Here is a 22,808-nt window from a genome sequence, read left to right as displayed (position 1 = left end):
AACAGTCGGTACCCGCCAAAGGCGGCGGCCACGATAGCCAGCGCGGCCACCGCAGCGGCGACCGCCCACAGCAGACCGCGCCCCCTCGGCCGCCGCTCGGGGCGGTCATCGACGGAGTCGGGGTGGACGAAGTACGGACTACTCATGGCGGCCTTGCTCCTCGGCTGGGGGTCATCGCCTTGCGCTCGGCGGCCAACCTGCGGTTCGGAAATAGTCAGAAATAAATTGAACCGTCAGAGGCCATCGCTACTTAACCGACACTGATCTCCCAGCGCAATAGGTACGTTGGCGACACGTTTTACGAGCGATCATTCGGCAACTGAGCGTGACCGCTCGGCCGCCGTCGACGTTATTTCGATCCCGGTAAATTTATGAAACCCTGGGATCGGGCTGACAACTAGGCGTTGTGCCGGCGGCACCGACGGGAGTGGACGGTGCCTGCCGACGCGCCGTGAGGCGGGCGCATCGAGGAAAGGGCGGGCATGCTGAAGCGGCGGGTAAGCAGGCCGGTACTTGTCGGGATCGTGGTGGTGGCCGCCGTGCCGCTGTCGGCGACCGGGGCCGCGGCGACGGGATCCACGGGAGAACGGCCATTCGTACGCGGAACGCAGACGGTGGCCACCTACTCGTACGCCGACGCCATCCGGGAGAGCGTCTGGGTCACCACGCCGACCGACACCGACCGCGACGGCCAGCCCGACCGGGTGGCCGTCGACGTGATCCGGCCCCGGGAGGCGGCAGCGGCCGGCATCAGGGTACCGGTCATCATGGACGCCTCGCCGTACTACCTGACGTTCGGACGCGGCAATGAGGGCGAACGCAAGCAGTACGACAGCGCGGGGACCATCGCGAAGTTTCCCCTGTTCTACGACAACTACTTCGTGCCGCGCGGCTACGCGGTCGTCCAGGTCGACCTGGCGGGGACCAGCCGGTCGACCGGGTGTGGTGACGTGGGCGGCCGTACCGAGGTCGGCAGCGTGACGGCCGCGATCGACTGGTTGAACGGCCGGACGGCGGCGCAGCACTCCGACGGAACGCCGGCGGCCGCGACCTGGTCCACCGGCAAGGTCGGCATGATCGGCAAGTCGTGGGACGGTTCGGTCGCCAACGCGGTCGCCGCAACAGGCATCGACGGACTGGCCACGGTCGTGCCGATCGCCGCGATCTCGAGCTGGTACGACTACTACCGCGTCAACGGCGTCGTGCGGTGGCCCGACGGTCCGGCCGGGCTCGCGGGCCGCGTCAGTGGCCGGCCGCCGGCCGTGTGCTCCCCGACCAACCAGGCGCTGCGCGCGGGCGCCGACGACAGTACCGGTAACTACAACGCCTTCTGGGCCGAGCGCGACTACCGGCCCGACGCCTCGAAGGTGCGCGCAAGCGTCTTCGTGGTACACGGCCGGGGCGACCTGAACGTCATGACCTCCCAGTTCGGCCAGTGGTGGACGGCGTTGGCCAGCCGCGGCGTGCCGCGCAAGCTCTGGTTGTCGCAGACCGGCCATGTCGACCCGTTCGACTTCCGGCGCGCACAGTGGGTGGACACGCTGCACCGGTGGTTCGACTACTGGCTGCAGGGCCTGCGCAACGGCATCATGGCCGAGCCCGCGGTATCGGTCGAGCGCGCCCCGGGCCAGTGGGTCGACGAGCGGAGCTGGCCCGCGACGGGGAGCCTGCCGGTGTCGGTGCCGTTGGCGTTCGGGGACGCCAACACCGGCACGATCGGCGCCGGTGGCCCCGCCGCCGGTCCGGTGCGCCGCTTCACCGACCGACCCGACCTCCGCGAGGCCGACGCGGTCAGCGACCCCAGCACCGCCAAGCCCGGCCGGTTGGTCTTCCTCAGCGGTACCCTGCCCGCGGACGTGCGGATATCCGGTACGGCGACGGTGACGCTGCGGATCCGGGTCGACAGGCCGACGACGGAGGTGACCGCGCGACTGGTCGACTACGGCACCGCCACCCGGCTCAACTACCTGTCGGCGGGCGAAGGCGTGCACAACCTGCCCACCCAGTCCTGTTGGGGCGACTCGGTACCGGTCGACGACGGGTGCTACTACGACCTCGCCGAGGATGTGGTGACCAGCGACCTGGCGGTCCTCACCAGGGGCTGGGCGGACGCGGGGCACTACCGGTCGCTGACCGGGCAGACCCCGCTCGAGCCCACCCGCTGGTACTCACTGCGGGTTCCGCTGCAGTCCCACGATGCGGTGGTCCTGGCCGGGCACGTGCTCGGCTTGGTGATCACCGGTACCGATGCGGAGCGGACCAGTCCCGGCTCGACCGGTGCCACCGTCGAGGTCGACGTGGCCCACAGCATGATCACTTTGCCGGTGGCCGGCGCAGCCACCCTGCCGCTGTCCGTGCCGGTTCCTCCGCGAGTCGACGCGCGTATCACCGGCCCGACGGTGACCGCCGACCCGACCGGGCGGTTCCACTGACGGGGCGGATTCTCTCGACCTGTCGGTCCTATGTGGAACAATACCGACCGGCTCCGGCACCGTGCCGGACCAATGACTGTGGGAGTACCCGTGCCGGTTACCGCCAACCTCGTCAAGTTGGTTGACAAGGAGTACCAGGACAAGAGCGTGGCCGAACTCGTCGATGCGCCAGTCTCTGCGCTCGCCGGGGTCAGCGAGCGTACCGCGACGCACCTCAAGGAAGCCCTCGGCATCAAGACGATCGGGGAGCTTGGTCGTAGCCAGTACTTCCGTACCGCCAGGGCGCTCGTCGACCTGGCCGACCACGGCGCATAGTCTCCGGTAACGCGGTCCGGCCGCCGACGTCTCGCGTCGGCGGCCGGACCGCGTCCGTCGAGTTGGGTACGGCGGCGCTCCTATGGTGCCCTCAGGCCGGCGTCAGCTCCTCGAGGCCGGCCAGCAGGCGGTCGACATCGTCGCGGTCGGTGTACGGGGCCAGGCCGACCCGTACCCCGCCGTCGGCGCCGAGACCCAGCCGGCGGGCCGGCTCGATGGCGTAGAACGACCCGGCCGGTGCGTTGATGTTGCGCTCGGCCAGGTGTCGACGGACGTCGGTAGGGGTCGAGTTCCGCACGGTGAACAGCACGGTGGGGGTGCGGTGGGCGGCGCGGGAGTACACGGTGACGGCGGGAAGCTCGGCGAGCCCGGCCTCGAGGTGCCGCAGCAGCGCGTGCTCGTGTCGTTCGACGGCGGTCATCGCGGACACCAGCGCGCTGCGCCGGCTCGGGTGCTCGTGCTCGGAGAGGGTGGCGATGAAGTCGACCGCGGCGGTGCATCCGGCGAGCAGCTCGTAGGGCAGGGTGCCCAGCTCGAACCGCTCCGGCACGGCGTCGGTCGAGGGCAGCAGCTTGTCCGGGTGCAGGGTCTCCAGCAACTCGGGAGCGGCGGCGACCACCCCGCAGTGCGGACCGAGCAGCTTGTACGGGGAGCAGGCGTAGAAGTCGGCGGCGAGAGCGGCGACATCCACCACGGTGTGGGCGGCGTGGTGAACGCCGTCGACGTACAGCAGCGCCCCGGTGTCGTGTACCCGGCGGCTGATCTCGGTGAGGTCCGGCCGGGTGCCGATCAGGTTCGACGCCGCGGTCACCGCGACGAGCCGGGTGCGCGGGGACAGCACCGCGGCAATGTCCTCGGGGGTGAGCTCGCCGGTGGCCGGGTCGAAGTCAGCCCAGCGCACGGTGGCTCCCGCGGTGGCGGCAGCCTGAACCCACGGCCGGATGTTGGCGTCGTGATCGAGCCGGGTGACGACCACCTCGTCCCCCGCCGTCCAGGTCTTCGCGAGCGCCCGCGACATGTCGTACGTCAGCTGGGTCATGCTGCGGCCGAAGACGATGCCCCGCGCGTCGGCGTCGAGCAGGTCGGCCATGGCTGACCGGGCCTCGTGGACGAGGTGCTCGGCGCGGCGTTCGGCGGCGGTGAAGGTGCCGCGGTTGGCGACGGCCGAGCGGAGCGTTTCGTACACGGCCCGGGCGACGGGCTCGGGTACCTGCGAGCCACCGGAGCCGTCGAAATGCGCGGCTTTCTCGGCCAGGGCGGGGAACTGCGCCCGGACCGCGGCGACGTCGTAGGTCACTTTGAGGGATCCTCCCGTCGAGGCGGCACGGGTGGACGGGCCGTGAGGTTCAACGGTACGGCATGCCACAGTGGTCGCCGTGCACCAGCGCCTCGACCACGAGGCGGCCAGGCCCCCGTACGGTCCGGGTAGGCAGGTGATCCGTGGCGGGACGACGTCAACGGGCTCGCCGTCGGTCGCGTTGGTTGAGGTGCTCCATCAGTTCGGCGGCCAGTGCCTTGATGGTCTCCAGCCCTTCGCGACCCCACGGGCGCGGTTCGGTGTCCACGACGCAGATCGTGCCCAGGGTCGTGCCGGTGTCGTCGATGAGCGGGGCGCCCAGGTATGAACGGATGCCGATCTGGTCGACCACCGGGTTGCCGGCGAATCGCGGGTAGTCGCAGACGTCGTCCAGTACGAGTGCTTTACGGCGGACCACGACGTGTGGGCAGTAGCCGTGGTCCGGCGCCATCACCCGGCCGGGTTCTCCGCCGGCGGTGACCGCCGGGTTGGCGCTGGCCTGTCCGGCGGGCGGGGTGTGGAGGCCGGCGAAGTACTGGTGGTCCGCGCTGATGAAGTTGACCATCGCGTACGGGGCGCCGGTGATCTGGGCGAGCTTGCTGGCGAACTCGTCGAACTCCGGATCCGGCTGGTCGCCGACTCCCAGCTCGCGTAGCCGCCGTTCCCGCTGCACCACCTCCCCTTCTTGACCGACCGGGGCCAGACGATGGTGATGTACCGGGTCGTGGGTCACAGTGTGCTCCCTGTCTGCCAGCGGTAACGGCGGGTTTACGCGGAACGGGACGTGGTGGCGCCGAGCAGGTGCTGGATGAGCGAGATCAGCACGGCGGTCGCGGAGCGGGGGTGGCGGGCGTCGCACAGCACGACCGGGACGTGGGGTTTGAGGGCAAGGGCGGTGCGTACCTCGTCGGGTTCGTAGCGGTACGCGCCGTCGAACTGGTTCACCGCCACGATGAAACCGATGCCGCGGGATTCGAAGAAGTCCACGGCCGAGAAGCAGTCCGGTAGCCGCCTGGTGTCGGCCAGTACGACCGCGCCGAGCGCGCCGTCGGACAGTCGGTCCCACATGAACCAGAAGCGGTCCTGGCCCGGGGTGCCGAACAGGTAGAGGATCAGCCGGTCATCGATGGCGATGCGACCGAAATCCATGGCCACGGTGGTGGTCGACTTGCTCTCCACCCCGGCCAGGCAGTCGCTTCCGGCGCTGGCCGCGGTGATGGTCTCCTCGGTGGTCAGGGGTTCGATCTCGCTCACCGCGCCGATGAACGTGGTCTTGCCCGCGCCGAAGCCGCCCGCTATCAGGATTTTGAGTGCGGTCGGGGAAGGCTCAGCGTCGTCGTAGGCCATCGAGGAGTGCCTCCAGCACGGCGGGTTCGGTGGGGTGAGGGAGCCTGATCGGGTCGAACCAGGGATCGTCCGGGTCGTCGACCATTTTCACGATCCTGCGCGGTCGGGCGTGCTGGTCGACTGTCGGGCGGGCGTCGCCAGGTACGGGCGGACGCTGGTGACCAGCCGCGACATCTCGTAGCCGAGCACGCCCACGTCCACGCCCCGGGAGGCCAGCACGGCCAGGACCGCGCTGGAGCCGGCGGTCGACACGAACAGCAGGGTGTCGTCGAGCTCCGCCACCACCTGCCGAACTCCGTCGCCGCCGCCGAACCGGTGTCCGGCGCTATGCGCGAGGGAGAACAGCCCGGAGGCGATCGCTGCCAGTTGGTCGGCGCTGTCGGCATCCAGGCCGTGGGCAGCCCTTCTCAGGCCGTCGGACGACAGCAGCAGGGCGCTGCGGGTGTGGGGCACGCGGTGGACCAGCCCGGACAGAAGCCAGGTGAGATTCGTGGCCTCGTCCAGGGCGCCGTCGCTGGGCATGATGGGCGAACCTTCCGGGGAGGGCTGGCGCGGAGTGATCAGCTGATGCGGTGAGCGGGCCCGGTCGTCGTTCGGGCGGTCGGTGCCGTCTGGACGCGCGTCGAGCTAACCCGGTGGAGGCCGTTGTCGGCTAGTGGTTGCGGGTGACTCGCTGATCCGCTGGCGTTTCGTTCCGTGACGGTGCCGGCAGGCGGAGGATGCGGCGAACCTGCGCCACGACGGGACAGCGCGGTGGTGCGAGCGTGCCTGCCGCCCGTGCTGATCAGGTGTTCCAGGTCGGAATGCGGCGACGATACGGCGAGCGCACGCGCCGGCGTGGAGTTGTGTAGCCGGTGCCTGTCGCTGATCCATCCGGCATCCACGCATCACGCGGGCTTGCGCCTTTGCGCAGGACGCGGCGATCGTCATCGAGGCGGGCGAGGTGAACACCGGTGTGCGGGTCCCCGGACCGTTCGGGAAGCGCGGGACCCTGTACGTCGGCTACGGCGTCCCCGCGGCGGTCGCGCGCTCGCGCGCCGCCAACTCCCGCTTGAGTACCTTGCCTGCGGCCGAGACCGGGATCGCGTCGACGAACACCACGTCCCGCACCCGCTTGTAGGGCACAACCCGCTCGTTGACCGCGGCCATCAGCGACTCGGCGGTGAGCGCCGCGCCGTCGTCGTCGCCCGTGCGGACGATGTACGCGACCGGCAACTCCCCGGCCCCCTCGTCGGGCCGGCCGACCACCGCGGCGCCGGCGACACCGGGCAGGGAGAACAGGATCTCCTCGAGCTCGCGCGGGAACACGTTGTAGCCCTTGTACAGCAGCATGTCCTTGGTGCGGTCGACGATCGAGAGGTAGCCGTCTTCGTCGAGGGTCCCGACGTCGCCGGAGTGGAACCAGCCGTCGGCGTCGATCGCCTCGGCCGTCGCCTCGGGCCGGTGCGCATAGCCGCGCATCACCTGCGGGCCGCGGATGCAGACCTCGCCGCGCTCGCCGGGCGGTAGCGGGGCGCCGCCGCCGAGCGGCTGGATGCTGATCTCGGTATCGAAGATCGGCACGCCGACGGTGCCCGGCTTGCGGGTACCCGACCGGAACGACGGGTTGCCGGTGGCCATCATCGTGACCTCGGTGAGGCCGTAGCCCTCGCCGATGGGAGCGTTCGGGAAGAGTCTCCTGAGCCGCTCGATGAGCGGCACCGGCAGCGGCGCCGCGCCGCTGGAGATCCCACGCACGCTGGAGAGATCCGCGCTCTCGATGCCGGGCACCTGCAGAAGGGCCACGAAGACCGGCGGGGCGCCGCCGATGCCGGTGACCCGGTGGCGGACGGCGTCGGTGAGGTAGGCGGCCGGGTCGAACCGGTCGTGGATGACCACCGTGGTGCCGCCCATGACCTGGCCGTTGAGGTAACCGATGGCGCCCATGGCGTGGAACCACGGGGTGAGGTTGATGATTGTCGCGGTGCCGAGCCGGGTCGGGTACTCCTCCTCGCTGCCGACCTGCCGGAGGGTCACGTCGCCCGCGCCGTCCACTGTGGGCAGAGAGCCCGACGTCCAGCAGGCCGACTGCAGCACGTTCGTGACGACCGCCCGGTGCGGTAGCTCCACGCCCTTGCTCACGCCGGTCGTACCGCCGGTGTAGGCGAGGTGGGCGAGGTCGGCGTCGACGTCGACGCCCGCGTCGAGCCGGCGGTCGGTGTCGTCGGCGGCCAGCAGTTCGGCCAGGTCGACCTCACCCGCGCCGAGGTCGAGCCGCGCTGCGAAGTCGGCGACGTGCGCCGGCCCGGTGACCACGACCGTCGTGACTTTCGTCGCCGGCAGCGCCGCCCGGACGACCGGCAGCACCTGCTCCCACGTGACCAGAACCCGCGCGCCGGCGTCCGCGAGCTGGGCGGCGAGCTCGGCCGGCGGCAGCAGCGGGTTCGTGGGGGAGAACGTGGCGCCGCAGAGCAGCACGCCGTAGTAGACCGCCGGGTACTGCCGGCAGTTGGGTAGGTGGATCGCGACGACGTCCCCCCGGCCGATGCCGTGGTCGGCGAGCCAGTTCGCGACCGCGTGGGCGCGGCGGCCGAGCTCCGTGAACGTGAGCGGGACGTCGTGGTGGACGAACGCCGTCCGCTCGCCCCAGCGGCGCACCGCCGCCCGGAGGATCGACCCCCCGGGTACCCGCGGGTACTCGAGCGACCGGGGCAGGCCCGGGGGCCAACTGGCGACGGCGGGGGCGGGCTCGGTGGCGGTCATCGGCGTCCTTCCGGTAGGGGTCCACGGGGACCGGTGTCCGGGTAGTGCGGCGACCTGCGGTCCCGGAGCCGGGACTGTCCGATCTTGGATGTAACGTACCGGCACGTCAGCTGGTTGTGAATGCGCTGAAAAGGCCCTTCGACGTCGGCTACACGATGTGGTCGAACCGGGGACAGAACTTGCCACTGTTCTCCCCCGGCCAGGCGCGCCATGACCGGGGGAGATCGCTGGAGAGCTCAGGCGCGCTGGTAGACCCAGTAGCGGTCGCCGCGCTCGGCCTCCAGCTTGTCCAGCTGCTCGCGGTGGATCTCACGCACGCGCTCCGGGGTGATGGCCTCGCTCGGGTCGACCTCCTCGAACTGCAGGCTGGTCTTGTCCTCGTAGAGGTGCTCACCGGCGAGCCGCGCCTGCTCGTCGTAGGGCCAGATGAAGGCCTGTCGGCTGGAGGCGTGGTACAGCTTCTCCGCATCCGGGACGTCGTAGCCGATGGCCTGCAGATCGGCTCCGCGAGCCAACTGGTGGAAGGTGATTTCGTCGGCTACCCCCCAGTCGCCGACGGCGAGGCGGTCGTCGGAGTGCCACAGGACGGCTTCGGTGACGCTGTTGTAAAAGGCGAGGACGCCGTCCTTGCCCTCGATGACCGTGGGGTTGGCGCCCCAGGTGACCCGGTACACGGGGTGGTCGACCATCATGTCCGGCGCGACGATCCTGTCGAACTGGCCGGATCCCTCCAGATGCACGTGCCGCCACCAGTTGAGCAGGATGGCCCGGTGCAGCGGATCGGTGGTCCGCTCCAGCAGTTCCGCGGTCGGAATCATGCAGTCGTAGATGGCCTTCTCGAACCGGTTCATGGTTGTCCTCTCGTAAGGAAGCGTCGGAAGCCGCTGACGCTTCTCCGCATCGTCGCAGTGGTCGGGTCACGTCCGCGGTGATCACGTAAAAGATGATGTTATGCGGCGATCTTCGCTGTCACTGAGGAGAGAGACCGATGACGGATACCGCCGACCGGATCGCCGACTGGGTCAGTACGAACCGCTACCGGCTGGGCCTGCCCGCCCCGGCGTACCCGCGGGTCAGTCTCATCGGTACCGGGGAGAGCTACGCCGCCTGGCTGGTACGGGTGCCGGACGCCGACCCGCTGGTGGTGCGGATCGCCCGCCGGCCGGTCGACCAGTTGCCCCGACCGATGGCCGCCGAGCTGGCCGGGATGGCGCTGGTGCCGCCCGGACTCGGGCCGCGGCCGGTGCTGCTGGAGGAGTCTCCCGTGCCGCTGGGCGCGCCGTTCATGGTCACCGGGTACGTGCCCGGCCGCGAGGTGGAGCCGGCGGGCTGGACCGACGAACTGCTCGTCGCGCACGCGCGGCAGGTGGCGATGCTGCACGCCGAACCGCACCGGGTACACGGCGACATCACCACCCCGGTGGAGCAACGGTCGCCGGTCCTGTCACTGACGGCCAAGGTCGCCGACAGCATCGCCTGGTGGCGCGAGGCCAACCCGGACGTGGCCGGTGACCCGGAGGTCACCGCGCTCCTGCCGAGCGTGGAGGCCTACGTCGCCGCGACCGAGCCGGCGTTCGCCCGGCTGCACCGGTTCGCGCTCATCCACGGCGACCTGGTGGTACCGAACGTGCTCGTCGACGACGCCGGTACACCTCGCTACGTCGACTGGGAATGGGCCGAGGTCGGTGACCCGGCGCAGGACCTCGCCTACCTCGGTGGCGCGGTGGCGGCCCCACCGTGGTACCTGCCGTTGCCGTCCGAGCGGGTCGACCTGCTGCTGCGGGCGTACGTGGAAGCGGCCGGAGACGCCGCCGGGCCACTCGACGATCTCCGGGTCCGCCGGGACGCCTTCGAGGTCTACGAGCGGTTCTTCTCCTCGCTGCACTTCCGCACCCGGCGAGGAGGTCCGGAGGACCTGCGCTCCGGCCGCTACACCGACGCGGTGCGGCTGCTCACCGACGGGTTGACCGCACGGCTCAGCTGAGTGTCGCGACCGGCGAGGGTCTACGGGCCGTTCGACCCCGGTGTGGGCTCGTCGTCTGGGACGCCGAAGTCCAACTTCTCCGAGGTGCCGGCGTTGAACGCCTGGTGGCTCAACTGTTGCGGGGAGGGCACCTCGTACACCTCCCGCAGGGTGGTGACGAGCACGTCGGCGAGTTCCCTGCTCTCAGCCGCGCCGGGGGGCCAGGCAAGCTTGCGCCACCAGTTGTGCTGGCCGGGGGGCGTGGGTGCGTTCCAGCCCAGCTGTGCCAGGCGTTGCTCGGCGTCGGGCCTGATCTGCCGCTCCGCGGGCAGGGCGTTGTTGGCCACGGCTTCGACGTGCAGGGCGGCGGGAGCCTGCTGGAACTGGACGTACCGATCATCGCTTTCAAGGATCAGGGTGTCCTGGTCGCGCAGGTAGGGGATCTTGGCGGCGAGGGCGGCGGCCAGTCCCTCCCAGGATTCGTCTGTCACTCCCACACTCCCAGTACCTCATCCCAGTGGTCCTGGTAGTCGTTGGTCGCCCAGTCGATGGTGACGGCCGGGCCGGTGTTGGTGATGGAGATCGTGGTGTCGTCGCCGCGCCACCGCACCTCCGGTTGGTCGCCCTTGAGCCGGTGGGTCGGTGGGCCGAACAGCCGGGTGGCGGCGGCGGTCACGTCGGCGAAGGCGTCCTGGGTGAACGCCTGCGACTGTGCCGACTCAGGGAGGGCGGTGTCGGTGACCCGCATGCTGACGTCGTTGACCTGGTCGCCGGTGAAGGAGAGCATCACCTGGTTGTCGTTGACGCCCCAGCTGGCGTCGGCGACGGCGCCCTTCCCTTCGATCATCTCGACCAGCGACCAGCCGAGGCGGTTCGCCAGGTCGGGCACCTCGTCGGCGGTCCAGCTCCACCGGGTGTCGCGCAGGGTGACAAGGAGCGCGTCCAGGGTCGCCGGCTCGATCACTTGCCAGGTTGCCACGTGTTTCACCCGTCCTCGTGTTCTTCGGCCGATCCTGCCAGACGAATGGTGTCGCGGCCGAGCCGGTTCGGGTCGAGCCGGTAGTCGGTCACCGTGACCACCCCCGATTCGGAGGTCTGCACGAGCAGGTACCGAAGGCCGTCGGGGTTCGGTCCGCTGACGATGTCCTGTACGGCCGCGCGCAGGTCGGGTTCGTCGCGGAAGCGCTTCTCGAGTTTGGTGTCGTTCTGCAGCATGTGCCGCAGGTACTCGGGACTGCACTGCTCCGCGCGGATGCGCTCCAGGCCCGGGTTGGCGGAGTCTTCGACGAAGCGGCCGCCGAGGCCACTGCCCGCGCCCTTCTCCTCGATGGCGACGAGGACGTTCGAGGAGTCCGTCACGTACAGCACCACCCGGTCGAGATTGTCGGGGGTGCCGCGCGCGGCCTCCTCTTCGGGGCGGGGGGTCAGGGTCAGGCTGCCGTCGAACTCCCGCGCCACGACCAGCTTCCCGCCCGCGGTCCCGAGCTGTTCGCTGGCCCTGTTCAGCCGGAGGGTCGCGCCGGCGTACTCCATTCCGGCCGACCGCAGCTCGAGGAGTTCGGCGGGCGACAGGTACGGCTCCGCCGTCCGGAGCAGCTTTTTGAACTTCTCCTTGCCGAAGCTCGCCGCGTCCATGGCGATGCCGTACGGCCGCAGCCTCGCGGCGAGTGGTTCGATCCGGCTGTCCCACAGGGCTTCGCGGTCGTGCGCCACCTGCTCGCGAGCCGACACAGCGTCCAGGAGCGCCTGGTCGACAGGGGTGTTGCCGTCGGCGCTGTACGTGCGGACGCTGTCCAGATCGGGCACCGCTCGGGCCTGGAGGCCGTCGGTGGGCGGCCGGTTGTCATCCGTGACGTACCGGTTGCCCTCGCCCTTCAGCTGGCCGTCGTCGTTGCGGAAGGTGCCGACCGGGTCGCCGGGGAAGTGCTGGTTGCCGTCGGGCCCGAGCATCAGCTCCCGCCCGTACGTGCTGTCGCGCTTACCGGTGGCCTCCAGGTCGCCGGCCTGGTACCGCGGCCGGTGGCCGTCCTGCGACCCGGTGCCGGTGGGGTCGCTCTCCTCCCATTGGCGCAGCGGCTGCCGGGAGTCGTCGGCGGCCACGGGCACCGGCCGGCCGTCCGGGTCGAGGACGATGACGTCGACGCGGTTGACGCCGCCGTAAGAGCCCTCCGCGCTGTACATCGGCTGGTCGTAGACGAACCCGTTCTGCGGGTCCACGAACCTGATGCTGCCGTTCTGGTTGACGGCGGCCCAGGCGTGGGCCCCGCCGAGCCCCCAGGTGTTGACGATCATGGCGAACGATCCGGGACCGGCGACCTCCAGGGCCCGGCTGAGCTCGGTCATCCGCTCGGTGAAGATGGCCTGGGGGGTGTCGTATGTCGCCGTCGCCTCCGTGTAGACGGTCGTGAACTCCGACCCGAGGGTGCGCCGGGCCCGTTGCAGGCCGCCGCGCTCACCGCCGACCGGCCGGTTCGGGTCGGCGTACGCGTACGCGTCGAAGGTACGGGGGGCTGCCACCCGGGGACGGCCGTGCGCCCAGGTGTCGTAGAAGGACAGCACGGTGTCGATGCAGTTGAGGCCCCGGGTCGGGTCCGCCTCGAACCCGCCGTCGTTGGCGAGTTTGAACCAGGGCTGCTCGACGTCGGCCCAGCGGACCACGTTTCCGTACTCGTCGCGGGGCATCGCCTGCTCCAGGGCCAACTGGTCGTAGGCGAGCGGCTCCCGGAGGCCGCCGCGCTGCCCGTACGCCCGGGTGGTCTCGACCGGCGGCGGGTTGTCGGTGCCGGTCAGCGCCGAACGGTTGCCGGCGGTGACGCCGCCCTGGGCGGTCGGCAGCACTTCCCGGTTGAGGTAGCCGTGGGCGGAGTCGCTGACCACGACGAGGTCGGGCCGCTCGCTGTCGGGCTCCCGCCGGCTCCGGTCGGTCTCGTAGTCGTGCCAGTTTCCCTGGGTGCGCTGCCTGTTCCAGGTCGCCTCGGCCGCGTCGCCGATCTGGCGGGACAGGGCCGGATCGAGCACCGGTGGCGAAGACTGCTGGGCCACCGGGGGAGTCGACGGCACCGCCACCGGGGCAGGGGCGGTGTCGGCGGGTCTCCCGGCGGCCGGGTGGGTGGTGGCCGGCGACGAGGCCCAGCCGACCGGCGTATGACCGGCTCGACCGTACGGTGAAACGCCGACCGAGGGCTGCGTCGCGGTGGTGGGAGCAACCGAGGGCCCGGCCGCCGTGGTGACGGGTGCGCCGAAGGCCGGGGACGGGCTGCCGACGACGGTCGGGTTACCCACCGGAGTCGTGTTGCCGGCCACCGTCGCGGTGCCGGCGGTTCCCCAGGCCGGGTTGGCGCTCGGCTGAGCCTGCTGCCCCGGCGACGGTGCCGCGCCGGCACCCACGTCGCCGGGCGCGAGCGCCGTGTGGCTGGCGAGGGTGACCCGCGAATCACCGGGGCCGCCGAACTGCGCAGCAGGGGCGGCCGCCGTGCTCGCCGCCTGCTGGTCGAGGGCTGCCTGTACCTGGGGCGGGTGGTGACCGTCGGGGGAGAGCGCGGCCAGGGCCGCCAACGAGGGGTTGACCCCGCCGCTCGGCTGCGACCCCGGCGCGGGCCCGGTCGGGTCCGGCATGGCCGCGGTGTGCTGGCCGGCCGACTGGTGGTGCGTGGCCGCCGCGTAACCGGCGGAGTCGGCGGCACCGCCCGGGCCATCGGCCTCGGCCGGTGCCGAGAACGTCGTCGCCGGCGGAGCCGAGGTGACGGCCGAGGCGCTGACTCCGCCGGTACCGGCGGTGAGGTCCCCGGTACCGGCGCGGAAGTCGCCGTCCAGCGCCGCCATCTTGGCCTCGAGGTTGTGCTCGAAGCCCTGGTGCGCGTGCTGGATGCCGCCGCTGGCCAGGCCCGAGGTGGCCGATCGGGCCAGGTTGCCGGCGTCCGGCAGGCCCTGGCCGGTGGTCAGCGAAGCGCCGGTCTCGGCGAGCACCTCGCCGGCCGCGCCCCGCACGAGGTTCTCGCCGAAGCGACCCAGCGCCGACTCCGCGCTCGGCCCCAGCCCCGCCAGGCCGCCCGCGGCGCCACCCGCCGCGCCGGCGGTGAACGACGTCAGCAGCGACCCCGCGTCGTAGCCGTCCCGGCGGCCCTGCCCGATCTGGTAACTCTGGACGCCGTAGTCGACCGCGAGCTCTTCCAGACCCTCTTCCAGCGCGTGCCGACCGGTACGCGCGGCGAACGAGACCGCGCGCTTGCTCGCCACCTTGGCCATCCGCTCGGCGGCCTCTTCGGCGCCCTCCTTGAGCGCCGTGCGCAGCAGCTTCATCATCAGCCGCTTGAAGATCTGCTGGATCGCCATCCGGGTCGCGAACATGGCCGGGCCCGCCGCGGCCGACGCCGTCCCGAACGTGCAGGCGGCGGCGATTGCGAGTCCGGCCAGCTCGATCAGCAGCAGGCCGAGCTCCACATAGGTCTCGATCTTCGCCGCCTGGATGTCGCAGCCGCACGACTCGGTCAACTCGCCGATGCCGTCCGCGACGCTCGACAGCGCCGCGAAGGCGGCCTGGTCGTTGCCGCCGACCTTGCTCCACGCCGCGTGGAACGCGGCCGCCACGGTGGTGTCCAGGCCGCCCCAGCCGGCGACCACGTCGTTCGCGGCCGAACTCGCGTCCTGGTACGGCGGGACGAGGGCCTGGGCGGCCTGAAACCACAGGTCAGCGGTGTCCCAGACCTGCTTCTCGTCGCCCTCGGGCCAGTCGACGCCGAGTACCCACTCCAGGGCCTCACGCATCCAGCCCGGCGCGTCGAGGAACTCCAGCGGGTGCGGAATCGGGGATGGCAGCTGCATCGTCGCGCCGTCAGACCTCGGTTATCCGGCGACGGCTCGCGTCGTCGGTCTCCACGGCGCGGTCCACCGACACGACCGCCCGCTCACCCAGGCTCTGCACGAAGGACGCGATGCTCGCCCACGCCTCGAGAAGCTGCGGCCCGTACTTGTCGTAGTTCGTCTGGAACGCCGAGCCGAGGCTGTCGCGGCCCCACGGCCGAGCGGCGGTGGCCGCCTCCAGCTCGGCGCCGATACCCTGCCGCAGCCGGGCCAGTTCGACACCGGACTGGGCGAGGTTGGTACCGGCCCGCTCGGCGCGCGGCGCGTCCAGCCGCATCTCCTCACCGGGCATCGCGGCCTCCGCGCTCGTCGTCGGTGTCGGTGTCGACCGCCAGTTCGCCGTCGTACCGCTTGAGCGCGGCGCCGAGGTCGTTGTTGCGGATCATGCTCATCGCCGCGCTGTCAGCCGGCAGGTAGGCGCCCAACAGCGCCGAGGTCTCGTCGGCGGCCTTGGCGGTCGCGCGGTGCACGGTCTCGGTGATCTGAGATGCCAGCACCACCGCATCCGGTTCCCGATAGATCTTCGGGTCCAGCTCGAGCCTGACCAAATGCCCACGCGGGCCGACGACGGCGGTCACGGTACCGTCGTCGGACGACGCCGAGACCTGAAGCCGGGCGAGCCGCTGCTGCATCTCGTCCAGGCCGGACCGCATCCGCGTGTACTCGTCGTAGACCTGCGCGAACCTCTCCTGAAGGGCTCGATTCGCGTCCCGGTCCGATGTCCGCGTCATCGCCCGCCTCCCCAGTACGTCGATCGACGACGAAGATACCGGGTCGGCACAAGTGTAGACAGAACCCGATAGGTTGGGCGCGTTCGCGGCGCATCAAGGGGGGCACGTGATAACGCGGGAGATTGCCGAGAGGATAGCGGCAAACTGGGCCGTACAAGTCAGTAAGGACGCCGGGTCCCAGATGACCCCGATGTTGTACGAGTTCGACGAAGGATTCGTCCTCTGGCTCAAGGAACTCCCGGAGACGATGCCCGATCCCGGGACCGGCGCGCGTACCGTCATCGACCGGCGGACCGGCGCGTTCGCGGGTTATCCGGTGCTGCCGATCGTGCAGGTCGCGGAGATGCACCGGCAGCATGTGCGCCGGAAGCCGGCCGTACCGTCGACGGTGGACCGGATGGCTGAGCTCCGACGCCAGGCCAGCGGTCGGCTGCCCGCCCCCACGGTCGCCGCCCACCTGACGCTCGTGCGGGACCGCGCCCTGCGCCGCGCGTTCGGCGCCAAGGGTGACCAGGAGCTGAACCACCACCCCCTGGTACGGGAGTGGCTGGCGGCGCAGCCCGTCAACCAGTTGGTCCGGGGGGTGGACCGGCACGCGGAGCTCATCATGATCTCCGACGCGCTCCACGAGCAGGACGCCCTGGTGGCCCTGGGCGGTCGGGCGCCGATCGACCTGTCCGGCGCCCGGGAGTTGTTCGGGCGGGGTGCGGCCGTCGAGTTGTTCCACGTACGCGAGCAGAAGGACAAACTGGGCGCCACCCACGCGAGGGCGTGCGCGTCCTGTACGGCCGCCCTGCGGTACTTCGAGATCCCGTGCCCACCCGCGTCGACGCCGCCCGAGCGTGGCATCACTCTCTACTACGGCTGTTTCTCCAGTGGACTGGCGCCGGAGTTGCAGGGCCTGGTGACCTTCGAGGACCCGCAGACGCCGTACCGGGCGGACCTGAGGGTGGAGGTCTACCAGGAGGCCGTCCGGAAACTGCGCGACGAGGGCGGGCCCGAGGTGTTTCCCGCCGCGTGGGACGCCCTCATGCGGTACGGCGGGGCCACCTGGAGGGGCTGCGAACCCGGTGAGGCGCACCTGGTCGACCGCTTCGACATCGGCTTCTACGTGCCACGCTGCGAAGAGACGTTCGACGGCTTCGCGCGGGTTCTCGGCGTCCGGCTGTACCCGATCGGGGACGAGGACAACCGGTCGATTCTCGCAATCGACGAGGGTGGCCGGGTGTTCGCCCTCGACCAGGGCGGGGAGTGGTTCGTCGGCGCGACCATCGACGACGCCGTGTGCAACCTCGTCTTCGGCCGGCCGCAGCCGCGGGTACGCGACGACGGCACCTGGTGACGCCCTTCACCCGGCCGACGCTGCGTCGGGAACGGTCGGTTGAACCTCGCGTTCCCTGATTTGAATTTGGTAAATATGTATATGTCTCGTGGTCTGCTTTGATCGAAGATCGATGGACGGTACGGTCCTTACCTACACGACGCGCGTGCCCCCATCCGTGTGCACGTCACGTCAGGTCCTTCGACCGGAAGGCAGCACATGACACATCAATTACGTTCCAGGTCACGTCGGGGACGGCGCGTGCTCGGGCTGATGGCCGCAGGGGTGCTCCTGGTCGGCGTGCTGCCGGGGACGGCTTCGGCGGCGGAGTCCGATCCCCGGGTCGGGCTCGGCGGCGGCTGGCTCGACGCGGAGTCCGCGATCAGCAACTTGAAGCAGTTGGCGCATCGCGACAAGCCGGCGGGCTTCGTCGACCCGACGAACCCCGGCAACTTCGGGTACGTCGCCTCGGACCTCGCCTTTGGCGGCAAGTACACGTTCCTGGGCAACTACAACGGGTTCAACATCGTCGACATCTCCAACCCCGCGGACCCGAAGGTCGCCACCAGCGTCGTGTGCCCCGGTGGGCAGGGTGACCTCTCGGTCCACGGCAACCTGCTCTTCATGTCGGTCGAGGAGAGTCGCGCGCGGGTCGACTGCGGCTCGGACCCGAACATCGGCACCCGGTTCCAGGGCATCCGGGTCTTCGACATCAGCGACGTGATGAACCCGAAGCAGGTCGCGGCCGTTCAGCTCTGCCGCGGCTCGCACACGCACTCGCTGGTGACCGATCCGAAGGACGCCAGCAACGTCTACGTCTACGTCTCGGGGACGGCCGGGGTGCGGCCGGCGGAGACGATGGCCGGCTGCAACAACAACCCCGCGGACGGCGAGGACCCGTCGCGGTGGCGGATCGACGTCATCAAGGTACCGGTGGCAGCCCCCGAGAAGGCCGCGGTCGTGAACCAGCCGAGGCTGTTCACCGATCCGAAGACCGGCCGGATCGACGGCCTGCAGAACGGGCCACTGGCGCCCAAGCACCCGTCCGGCCAGGACTGGAGGCCCACGCCGAACACCAACGCCTGCCACGACATCACCGCCTTCCCGGCGATCGGGCTGGCCGCCGGCGCGTGCCAGGGCAACGGGATCCTGATCGACATCTCGAACCCGGCGAACCCCGTCCGGATCGACGAGGTCTCCGACCCGAACTTCGCGTACTGGCACTCGGCGACGTTCAACAACGACGGCACGAAGGTGGTCTTCACCGACGAGTGGGGCGGCGGCAGCGCTGCTCACTGCCTCGCCACGGAGCAGCCGCAGTGGGGCGCCAACGCGATCTTCGACATCGTCGACCGGAAGATGACGTTCGCCAGCTACTACAAGCTGCCGGCGCCGCAGAGCACCCAGGAGAACTGCGTCGCGCACAACGGATCGCTGATTCCGGTGCCCGGCCGCGACATCATGATGCAGGCCTGGTACCAGGGTGGCATCTCGGTGTTCGACTTCACCGACTCGGCGCACCCGCGCGAGATCGCGTTCTTCGACCGCGGTCCGGTCGACGCGAGCAAGCTCGTGCTCGGTGGGTACTGGTCGGCGTACTGGTACAACGGCAACCTTGTCGGCAACGAGATCGCCCGCGGCCTCGACGTGTTCGCGCTGGCGCCCAGCGCGCACCTGTCGAAGGCGGAGATCGACGCGGCCTCGCAGGTGAAGTTCAGCCAGTTCAACACCCAGAGCCAGCCGAAGATCACCTGGGCGCCGAGCTTTGCGCTGGCGCGTGCGTACTACGACCAGCTGGTACGTGCCGACGCCATCCGCCAGCCGCAGAAGCTCCAGGTCGATCAGTCCCTGAGGAGTGCCGAGCGGTTGGCGGCCCACGGACAGCGGATCGCTGCGCGGGCGCTGCTGCGGGCTACCGCCCTCCAGCTCCGCGACCCGCAGCACCAGAAGTTGAAGCAGGCGATGCTGGATCTGGCGCAGTCGCTGTAAAGGCGCAGTCGCTGTAAACCTGTTCCTGACGTCAAGGGCACCTCGGCTCGAAACCCTCGAGCCGAGGTGCCCTTGACCTGTCAGTGCATCCCGGCCTGTAGCTCCTGCATCCGCTGGATCTCGACACTCTGGTCGGCGTTGACCTCGCGGGCGAGCTGATCGCTCGCCGGCTCGAGCCCTCCACCGGTCGCGTAGAGCTCCTCCACCATCGCCAGCGCTCCCTGGTGGTGGCGGATCATGAACGTCAGGAACAGCCGGTCGAACTCCGCGTCGCGCGCCTGCTTGAGCTGGCCGAGTTCCTCGTCGGTGAGCATCCCCGGCATGGGCTTGTCGTGTCCGCCATGAGACGCGTGCGGATCGGCCGCTACGTTCCGGTCGCCGAGCCATCGCTGCATCCGCGTGATCTCCTCGCGCTGCGAGACCTCGATCCGCTTGGCGAGCATCGTCAGCTCCGGGTTGGCGGTACGGCCCGGCAGGAGTGCGGTCATCTCCAGCGCCTGAGTGTGATGCGGGATCATCCGCTGGATGAACAGCGTGTCGGCCACGGTGTGCCTGGGAGGCGAGACCCTGGACAGCTCGTCGGGTGACAGTGGTCTGCCCGACTGGCCCGGCGCGCCCGGCTGGACCACGCGCGAGCTCGGCGGCCGGTACGGCGGGTCACCGGCAGGCCGGAGGGCGACGAACACCCCCGCCCCGACGGCGACCGTGGCGACCGCAGCCGCAATGACCAGGCGACGGGGCGAGGACATGAATCACGTACCTATCCGAGCTCGAGCTGCACAGAAGTGAGAGCCATGGTGCCTCATATCCACGGCCGTCACCAGGCTGCCGGCCGGCTTGATCAACCGTCGTCAGCGCCGCGATCAGTCGAGTCTCGGACACACGGGCTCACGAACAATGACGACTCAGGTAAGCACATGATTAGCAGGCTGTGAGGGCGGCCTGACGGCCAGCGGCCCTGCGCCGCGACTTGGGGGCGATGATGGGCGTCAGGCTTTCACTGATCCGTCATACCGACCTGCTGGTCGCGGAGTTCGAAGTCGTGAACATGCGGATCTCGGCCGACGGTGCGCATTTGGAGAAGGAGTCGCCCGGCGACCCCGCCCAGGTCGTCGTCCGGCTGCCCGCACAGCACGTGTGGGAGGAAGCATTCCCCTCGGGCGGCATCGTCGTAGGCCATGCCCTCAGCTTCTCGGCGGGGGGCACGGTGCTGTCGTTCGGTGTGAATGCCGACCGGATCCCGCTGACGGTCGCGGCTCTCCTTGATCCGACGCTGGTCAGCCCGATCGGCGTACCGCGCAGCATTCCACCCGATCCGGGCGAGACGAGCGTATTCCTGGGGACGCAGCGGACCGCTATCGAATTTCCCACGCGACTCCTGCTGGCCCCCGAGGGGCTTGCCACGTGGCGGCACCGCGCCGCGCCCTTCACCGCCGCAGACGGATGGACCGAGATCTGGCACACGCGGCTGGTACCCGACAGCGGCGGACCGGCGCAGCTGCGCGCGTACGCACATCTTCCCGGCCGGCCGGAGCGGGAGGGCGCGCCGATCCGGGACAGCCAACTCGCGGACATCGTCACCCTCACCTCGGCACAGGACCTGGTGTCGGCCTTTGTCCGCTACGACGCCCGCCCGCTGGATGCCGACCTGATGATGCTCACCGCGCTCGGGGCCTCGGTGCGGATGCGGGGACTCTGGGAATACCCGGACCTGCCACCCGAGCAACTCACGGCGATCGGCTTCCCGACGCCGACGGTGACGCAGTACGAGCACGTCGCCGGCCTTGGCCGGGACGTGTACGTGAAGGTGGTGAGCCGGGGGTTCCTGCACACCGGCCACCGCGCCTCGGTGGTGGAGATAACCGAGCGCAGGTTCGAGGTGCACCCCGACGCGGGGCCACCCGCGATCGCGTTGCTCCGCAAGAAGGAGATCCTGGTCGTGCAGCAGCCCGAGCAGGCCTACGGTGCGGAGCAGGGCTATCAGTTCGGTGGCCGGGAGATGCCACTGCGCAGTCTGCGGTACGTCGACACCGTCACCCCGCCGCTGAGTGACTTCCGCGCCGACAGGGTGAGCTGGATTCAGGTGAACGGCGCCGACCACCCGCTCACCGCCGTGGCCACCGATGCCGAGGGGCGACGCGTCACCGTCTCGATCCCTGTCCTGTACAGCCCGGCGGACCGGACGGCGGAAGAGCTCACCGGCGTCTTCACCAGCGCCGGGGAGCAACGGCGGGTGTGGTCGCTCGCCGGGCAGCCGATGGCGATGGCAGAAACGGACACCCCTGGCACCACGTCCGCGCCCACCGAGTCGATCGAGCTGGGGATGGTGCCGGTAAGTGGCCATGCGCTCGGCGTCCTGCCGACGATGGCGAAGGCCTCCGTGCGGCTACCGGCTCTGGAGCAGCTCACCGGAGCCCGTACTGCTCACGAGGTGCGGCTCCACGAGGAGTACCTGAAGGGCGGTCTGGAGAGCACGGCGGCGGGTGCGTTCATGGAGCTGGTCGACCAGGTACCGGTCGGGTTCGCGGCGGACCGGGTGGGTGGACTGGCCAAGCCCAACAACGCGATCAAGGACATCACCAGCCGAGGCGGCGTCCTGCCGGCGGTGTTCACCCGTCCGACGGTGACCGCGCAGGACCTGGCCGGCGTTTTCGGGTTGGATGCCAAACTCCTCGGCAACATCGGCCTGGCCGATGTGCTCGGCGACGTGGGGGAGCTCGGTAGCGGAGCCTTCCCGACGACCCCCGGGGACCTGCAGGCGATCCTCGACGACGTGGGGCGTCGACTGCCGGCGCCCATCATGCTCACCCGTGCGCTGGCCGGTGGTGGCGGCGCCGAGGTGCGGTACGTCTGGCGCCCGCCGCTCAAGGAGGGCTTCGGGCCGCTGCGGTTCACCCCCGGTTCGACGCTCACCCTGGACGCCCGGACCGTGCGCGCCGCGGACGGCACGGTCACCGCCACGGTCACCGGCGAGCTCCGCGAGTTCCGTTTGGAATTCCTCGGCATCGTGGTGGTGACCGTCGACAAGCTCACCTTCACCTCGGCACCGGGACGTAAGCCATCGGTGGACATCGCCGGCTTGGCCATCGACTTCGGCGGCGAGCTGCGGTTCATCAACACCCTGCGGGAGCTGTTTCCCGCCGACGGATTCGGCGCCGGCACGGTCGTGGACGTGACGCCGCGCGGTATCGAGGCGGGCTACTCGCTGGCGGTACCGGGTGCCGGTGTCGGCGTGTTCAGCCTGCACAACATCGCGCTGTCGGCACGGCTGACGATTCCGTTCGACGATCGGCCCACCGCGTTCCGGTTCGCGATCGCCGAGCGGCACGACCCGTTCACCGTGAGCGTGTCCCTGTTCGGGGGCACCGGGTTCTTCGCGCTCACCGTCGGCGCCGACGGGGTCAAGCAGGTCGAGGGTTCGATCGAGTTCGGCGGCTCGGTGTCGCTGAACATCGGCGTCGCCAGCGGCGGTGTGTACGTGATGGGCGGCATCTACTTCGCGTGGGCCGAGAACGCGGTGTCGCTCGCCGGGTTCCTGCGCGCGGGCGGGTACGTGTCGGTGCTCGGGATCGTGAGCGTGTCGGTGGAGTTCCGTCTCGCACTCGGCTACCGCAAGGTCGACGGGCGTTCGGAGATGTACGGGCAGGCCAGTGTGACGGTCAGCGTGAAGGTCGCGTTCTTCAGCAAGAGCGTGTCGCTGCGTCTGGAGCGCAGTTTCGCGGGCGCTGCCGGCGACCCGACGTTCGAGGACTGTGTCGAGCCGGCGGACTGGGACGAGTACTGCCTGGCGTACGCCTAGCGAGGAGGTGAC

At 70.3% G+C, this 22,808-nt stretch carries 18 protein-coding genes; 6 read left to right on the top strand and 12 right to left on the bottom strand.

Features of this window, described 5'->3' with window-relative positions; translation table 11 throughout:
• The first annotated feature begins 482 nt into the window (after window positions 1-482).
• Both Pme01_RS18410 and Pme01_RS18405 read left to right on the top strand, forming a co-directional pair.
• Window positions 483-2,432: a Xaa-Pro dipeptidyl-peptidase gene (locus Pme01_RS18410; protein ID WP_168118160.1), complete on the top strand. Its 1,950-nt coding sequence runs from the start codon at window positions 483-485 to the stop codon at window positions 2,430-2,432.
• Between the two features lie 90 nt (window positions 2,433-2,522).
• Complete coding sequence (locus Pme01_RS18405; RefSeq protein ID WP_168118159.1) at window positions 2,523-2,747, top strand: hypothetical protein; 225 nt, start codon at window positions 2,523-2,525, stop codon at window positions 2,745-2,747.
• A gap of 91 nt (window positions 2,748-2,838) precedes the next feature.
• Here the strand turns inward: Pme01_RS18405 and Pme01_RS18400 are convergent, their stop codons facing one another.
• The 6 genes from Pme01_RS18400 to Pme01_RS18375 form a co-directional block, all read right to left on the bottom strand.
• Window positions 2,839-4,044, bottom strand: coding sequence for a cysteine desulfurase-like protein (locus Pme01_RS18400; RefSeq protein ID WP_168118158.1), 1,206 nt, complete (start codon window positions 4,042-4,044; stop codon window positions 2,839-2,841).
• A gap of 157 nt (window positions 4,045-4,201) precedes the next feature.
• On the bottom strand, window positions 4,202-4,720 hold the full coding sequence (locus Pme01_RS18395; RefSeq protein ID WP_239088310.1) for a GAF domain-containing protein: 519 nt from the start codon (window positions 4,718-4,720) through the stop codon (window positions 4,202-4,204).
• A 92-nt stretch (window positions 4,721-4,812) separates the two neighbouring features.
• Window positions 4,813-5,391, bottom strand: a complete 579-nt coding sequence (locus Pme01_RS18390) for a GTP-binding protein (protein WP_168118156.1) — start codon at window positions 5,389-5,391, stop codon at window positions 4,813-4,815.
• An 87-nt stretch (window positions 5,392-5,478) separates the two neighbouring features.
• The gene (locus Pme01_RS18385; protein WP_168118155.1) at window positions 5,479-5,913 is read right to left on the bottom strand and encodes a roadblock/LC7 domain-containing protein; all 435 of its coding nucleotides are present in this window, start codon (window positions 5,911-5,913) and stop codon (window positions 5,479-5,481) included.
• A gap of 480 nt (window positions 5,914-6,393) precedes the next feature.
• Complete coding sequence (locus tag Pme01_RS18380) at window positions 6,394-8,133, bottom strand: class I adenylate-forming enzyme family protein (RefSeq protein ID WP_168118154.1); 1,740 nt, start codon at window positions 8,131-8,133, stop codon at window positions 6,394-6,396.
• Between the two features lie 236 nt (window positions 8,134-8,369).
• The gene (locus tag Pme01_RS18375; protein WP_168118153.1) at window positions 8,370-8,984 is read right to left on the bottom strand and encodes a hypothetical protein; all 615 of its coding nucleotides are present in this window, start codon (window positions 8,982-8,984) and stop codon (window positions 8,370-8,372) included.
• Window positions 8,985-9,121: 137 nt separating this feature from the next.
• On the opposite strand from Pme01_RS18375, the gene Pme01_RS18370 reads away from it, so the two are divergent.
• Window positions 9,122-10,117 carry a phosphotransferase family protein gene (locus Pme01_RS18370; RefSeq protein WP_168118152.1) on the top strand — a complete coding sequence of 332 codons (996 nt, stop codon included), beginning with the start codon at window positions 9,122-9,124 and terminating at the stop codon, window positions 10,115-10,117.
• Between the two features lie 20 nt (window positions 10,118-10,137).
• Here the strand turns inward: Pme01_RS18370 and Pme01_RS18365 are convergent, their stop codons facing one another.
• From Pme01_RS18365 to Pme01_RS18345, 5 genes are read right to left on the bottom strand one after another with little or no spacing between them, the layout of a single operon-like run.
• A complete protein-coding gene (locus tag Pme01_RS18365) occupies window positions 10,138-10,587 on the bottom strand; it encodes a TY-Chap domain-containing protein (protein WP_168118151.1) in 450 nt (149 codons plus the stop codon).
• Window positions 10,584-11,075, bottom strand: a complete 492-nt coding sequence (locus Pme01_RS18360; RefSeq protein ID WP_168118150.1) for a DUF6301 family protein — start codon at window positions 11,073-11,075, stop codon at window positions 10,584-10,586. The genes Pme01_RS18365 and Pme01_RS18360 overlap by 4 nt, the downstream gene beginning before the upstream one ends.
• Window positions 11,076-11,080: 5 nt before the next feature.
• Window positions 11,081-14,917: a toxin glutamine deamidase domain-containing protein gene (locus tag Pme01_RS18355; protein ID WP_168118149.1), complete on the bottom strand. Its 3,837-nt coding sequence runs from the start codon at window positions 14,915-14,917 to the stop codon at window positions 11,081-11,083.
• A 10-nt stretch (window positions 14,918-14,927) separates the two neighbouring features.
• The gene (locus tag Pme01_RS18350; protein ID WP_168118148.1) at window positions 14,928-15,248 is read right to left on the bottom strand and encodes a hypothetical protein; all 321 of its coding nucleotides are present in this window, start codon (window positions 15,246-15,248) and stop codon (window positions 14,928-14,930) included.
• Window positions 15,238-15,687: a YbaB/EbfC family nucleoid-associated protein gene (locus Pme01_RS18345; RefSeq protein ID WP_168118147.1), complete on the bottom strand. Its 450-nt coding sequence runs from the start codon at window positions 15,685-15,687 to the stop codon at window positions 15,238-15,240. The genes Pme01_RS18350 and Pme01_RS18345 overlap by 11 nt, the downstream gene beginning before the upstream one ends.
• Window positions 15,688-15,793: 106 nt before the next feature.
• On the opposite strand from Pme01_RS18345, the gene Pme01_RS18340 reads away from it, so the two are divergent.
• Both Pme01_RS18340 and Pme01_RS18335 read left to right on the top strand, forming a co-directional pair.
• Complete coding sequence (locus Pme01_RS18340; protein WP_505868915.1) at window positions 15,794-17,029, top strand: SUKH-3 domain-containing protein; 1,236 nt, start codon at window positions 15,794-15,796, stop codon at window positions 17,027-17,029.
• A gap of 198 nt (window positions 17,030-17,227) precedes the next feature.
• Window positions 17,228-18,997, top strand: a complete 1,770-nt coding sequence (locus tag Pme01_RS18335) for an LVIVD repeat-containing protein (RefSeq protein ID WP_168118145.1) — start codon at window positions 17,228-17,230, stop codon at window positions 18,995-18,997.
• Between the two features lie 80 nt (window positions 18,998-19,077).
• Here the strand turns inward: Pme01_RS18335 and Pme01_RS18330 are convergent, their stop codons facing one another.
• Window positions 19,078-19,746: a DUF305 domain-containing protein gene (locus tag Pme01_RS18330; protein ID WP_168118144.1), complete on the bottom strand. Its 669-nt coding sequence runs from the start codon at window positions 19,744-19,746 to the stop codon at window positions 19,078-19,080.
• Between the two features lie 233 nt (window positions 19,747-19,979).
• On the opposite strand from Pme01_RS18330, the gene Pme01_RS18325 reads away from it, so the two are divergent.
• Window positions 19,980-22,796: a hypothetical protein gene (locus Pme01_RS18325; RefSeq protein WP_168118143.1), complete on the top strand. Its 2,817-nt coding sequence runs from the start codon at window positions 19,980-19,982 to the stop codon at window positions 22,794-22,796.
• Window positions 22,797-22,808 lie beyond the last annotated feature (12 nt).

This window comes from Planosporangium mesophilum (assembly GCF_016863255.1).
GTDB lineage: Bacteria > Actinomycetota > Actinomycetes > Mycobacteriales > Micromonosporaceae > Planosporangium > Planosporangium mesophilum.
This window is presented reverse-complemented; position numbering and strand designations above follow the sequence as displayed.

Coding starts and splice junctions, on each gene's coding strand:
- Pme01_RS18410 (WP_168118160.1), top strand. CDS start 483: ATGCTGAAGCGGCGGGTAAGCAGGCCGGTACTTGTCGGGATCGTGGTG.
- Pme01_RS18390 (WP_168118156.1), bottom strand. CDS start 5,391: ATGGCCTACGACGACGCTGAGCCTTCCCCGACCGCACTCAAAATCCTG.
- Pme01_RS18385 (WP_168118155.1), bottom strand. CDS start 5,913: ATGCCCAGCGACGGCGCCCTGGACGAGGCCACGAATCTCACCTGGCTT.
- Pme01_RS18380 (WP_168118154.1), bottom strand. CDS start 8,133: ATGACCGCCACCGAGCCCGCCCCCGCCGTCGCCAGTTGGCCCCCGGGC.
- Pme01_RS18375 (WP_168118153.1), bottom strand. CDS start 8,984: ATGAACCGGTTCGAGAAGGCCATCTACGACTGCATGATTCCGACCGCG.
- Pme01_RS18370 (WP_168118152.1), top strand. CDS start 9,122: ATGACGGATACCGCCGACCGGATCGCCGACTGGGTCAGTACGAACCGC.
- Pme01_RS18355 (WP_168118149.1), bottom strand. CDS start 14,917: ATGCAGCTGCCATCCCCGATTCCGCACCCGCTGGAGTTCCTCGACGCG.
- Pme01_RS18350 (WP_168118148.1), bottom strand. CDS start 15,248: ATGCCCGGTGAGGAGATGCGGCTGGACGCGCCGCGCGCCGAGCGGGCC.
- Pme01_RS18345 (WP_168118147.1), bottom strand. CDS start 15,687: ATGACGCGGACATCGGACCGGGACGCGAATCGAGCCCTTCAGGAGAGG.
- Pme01_RS18335 (WP_168118145.1), top strand. CDS start 17,228: ATGACACATCAATTACGTTCCAGGTCACGTCGGGGACGGCGCGTGCTC.
- Pme01_RS18330 (WP_168118144.1), bottom strand. CDS start 19,746: ATGTCCTCGCCCCGTCGCCTGGTCATTGCGGCTGCGGTCGCCACGGTC.
- Pme01_RS18325 (WP_168118143.1), top strand. CDS start 19,980: ATGGGCGTCAGGCTTTCACTGATCCGTCATACCGACCTGCTGGTCGCG.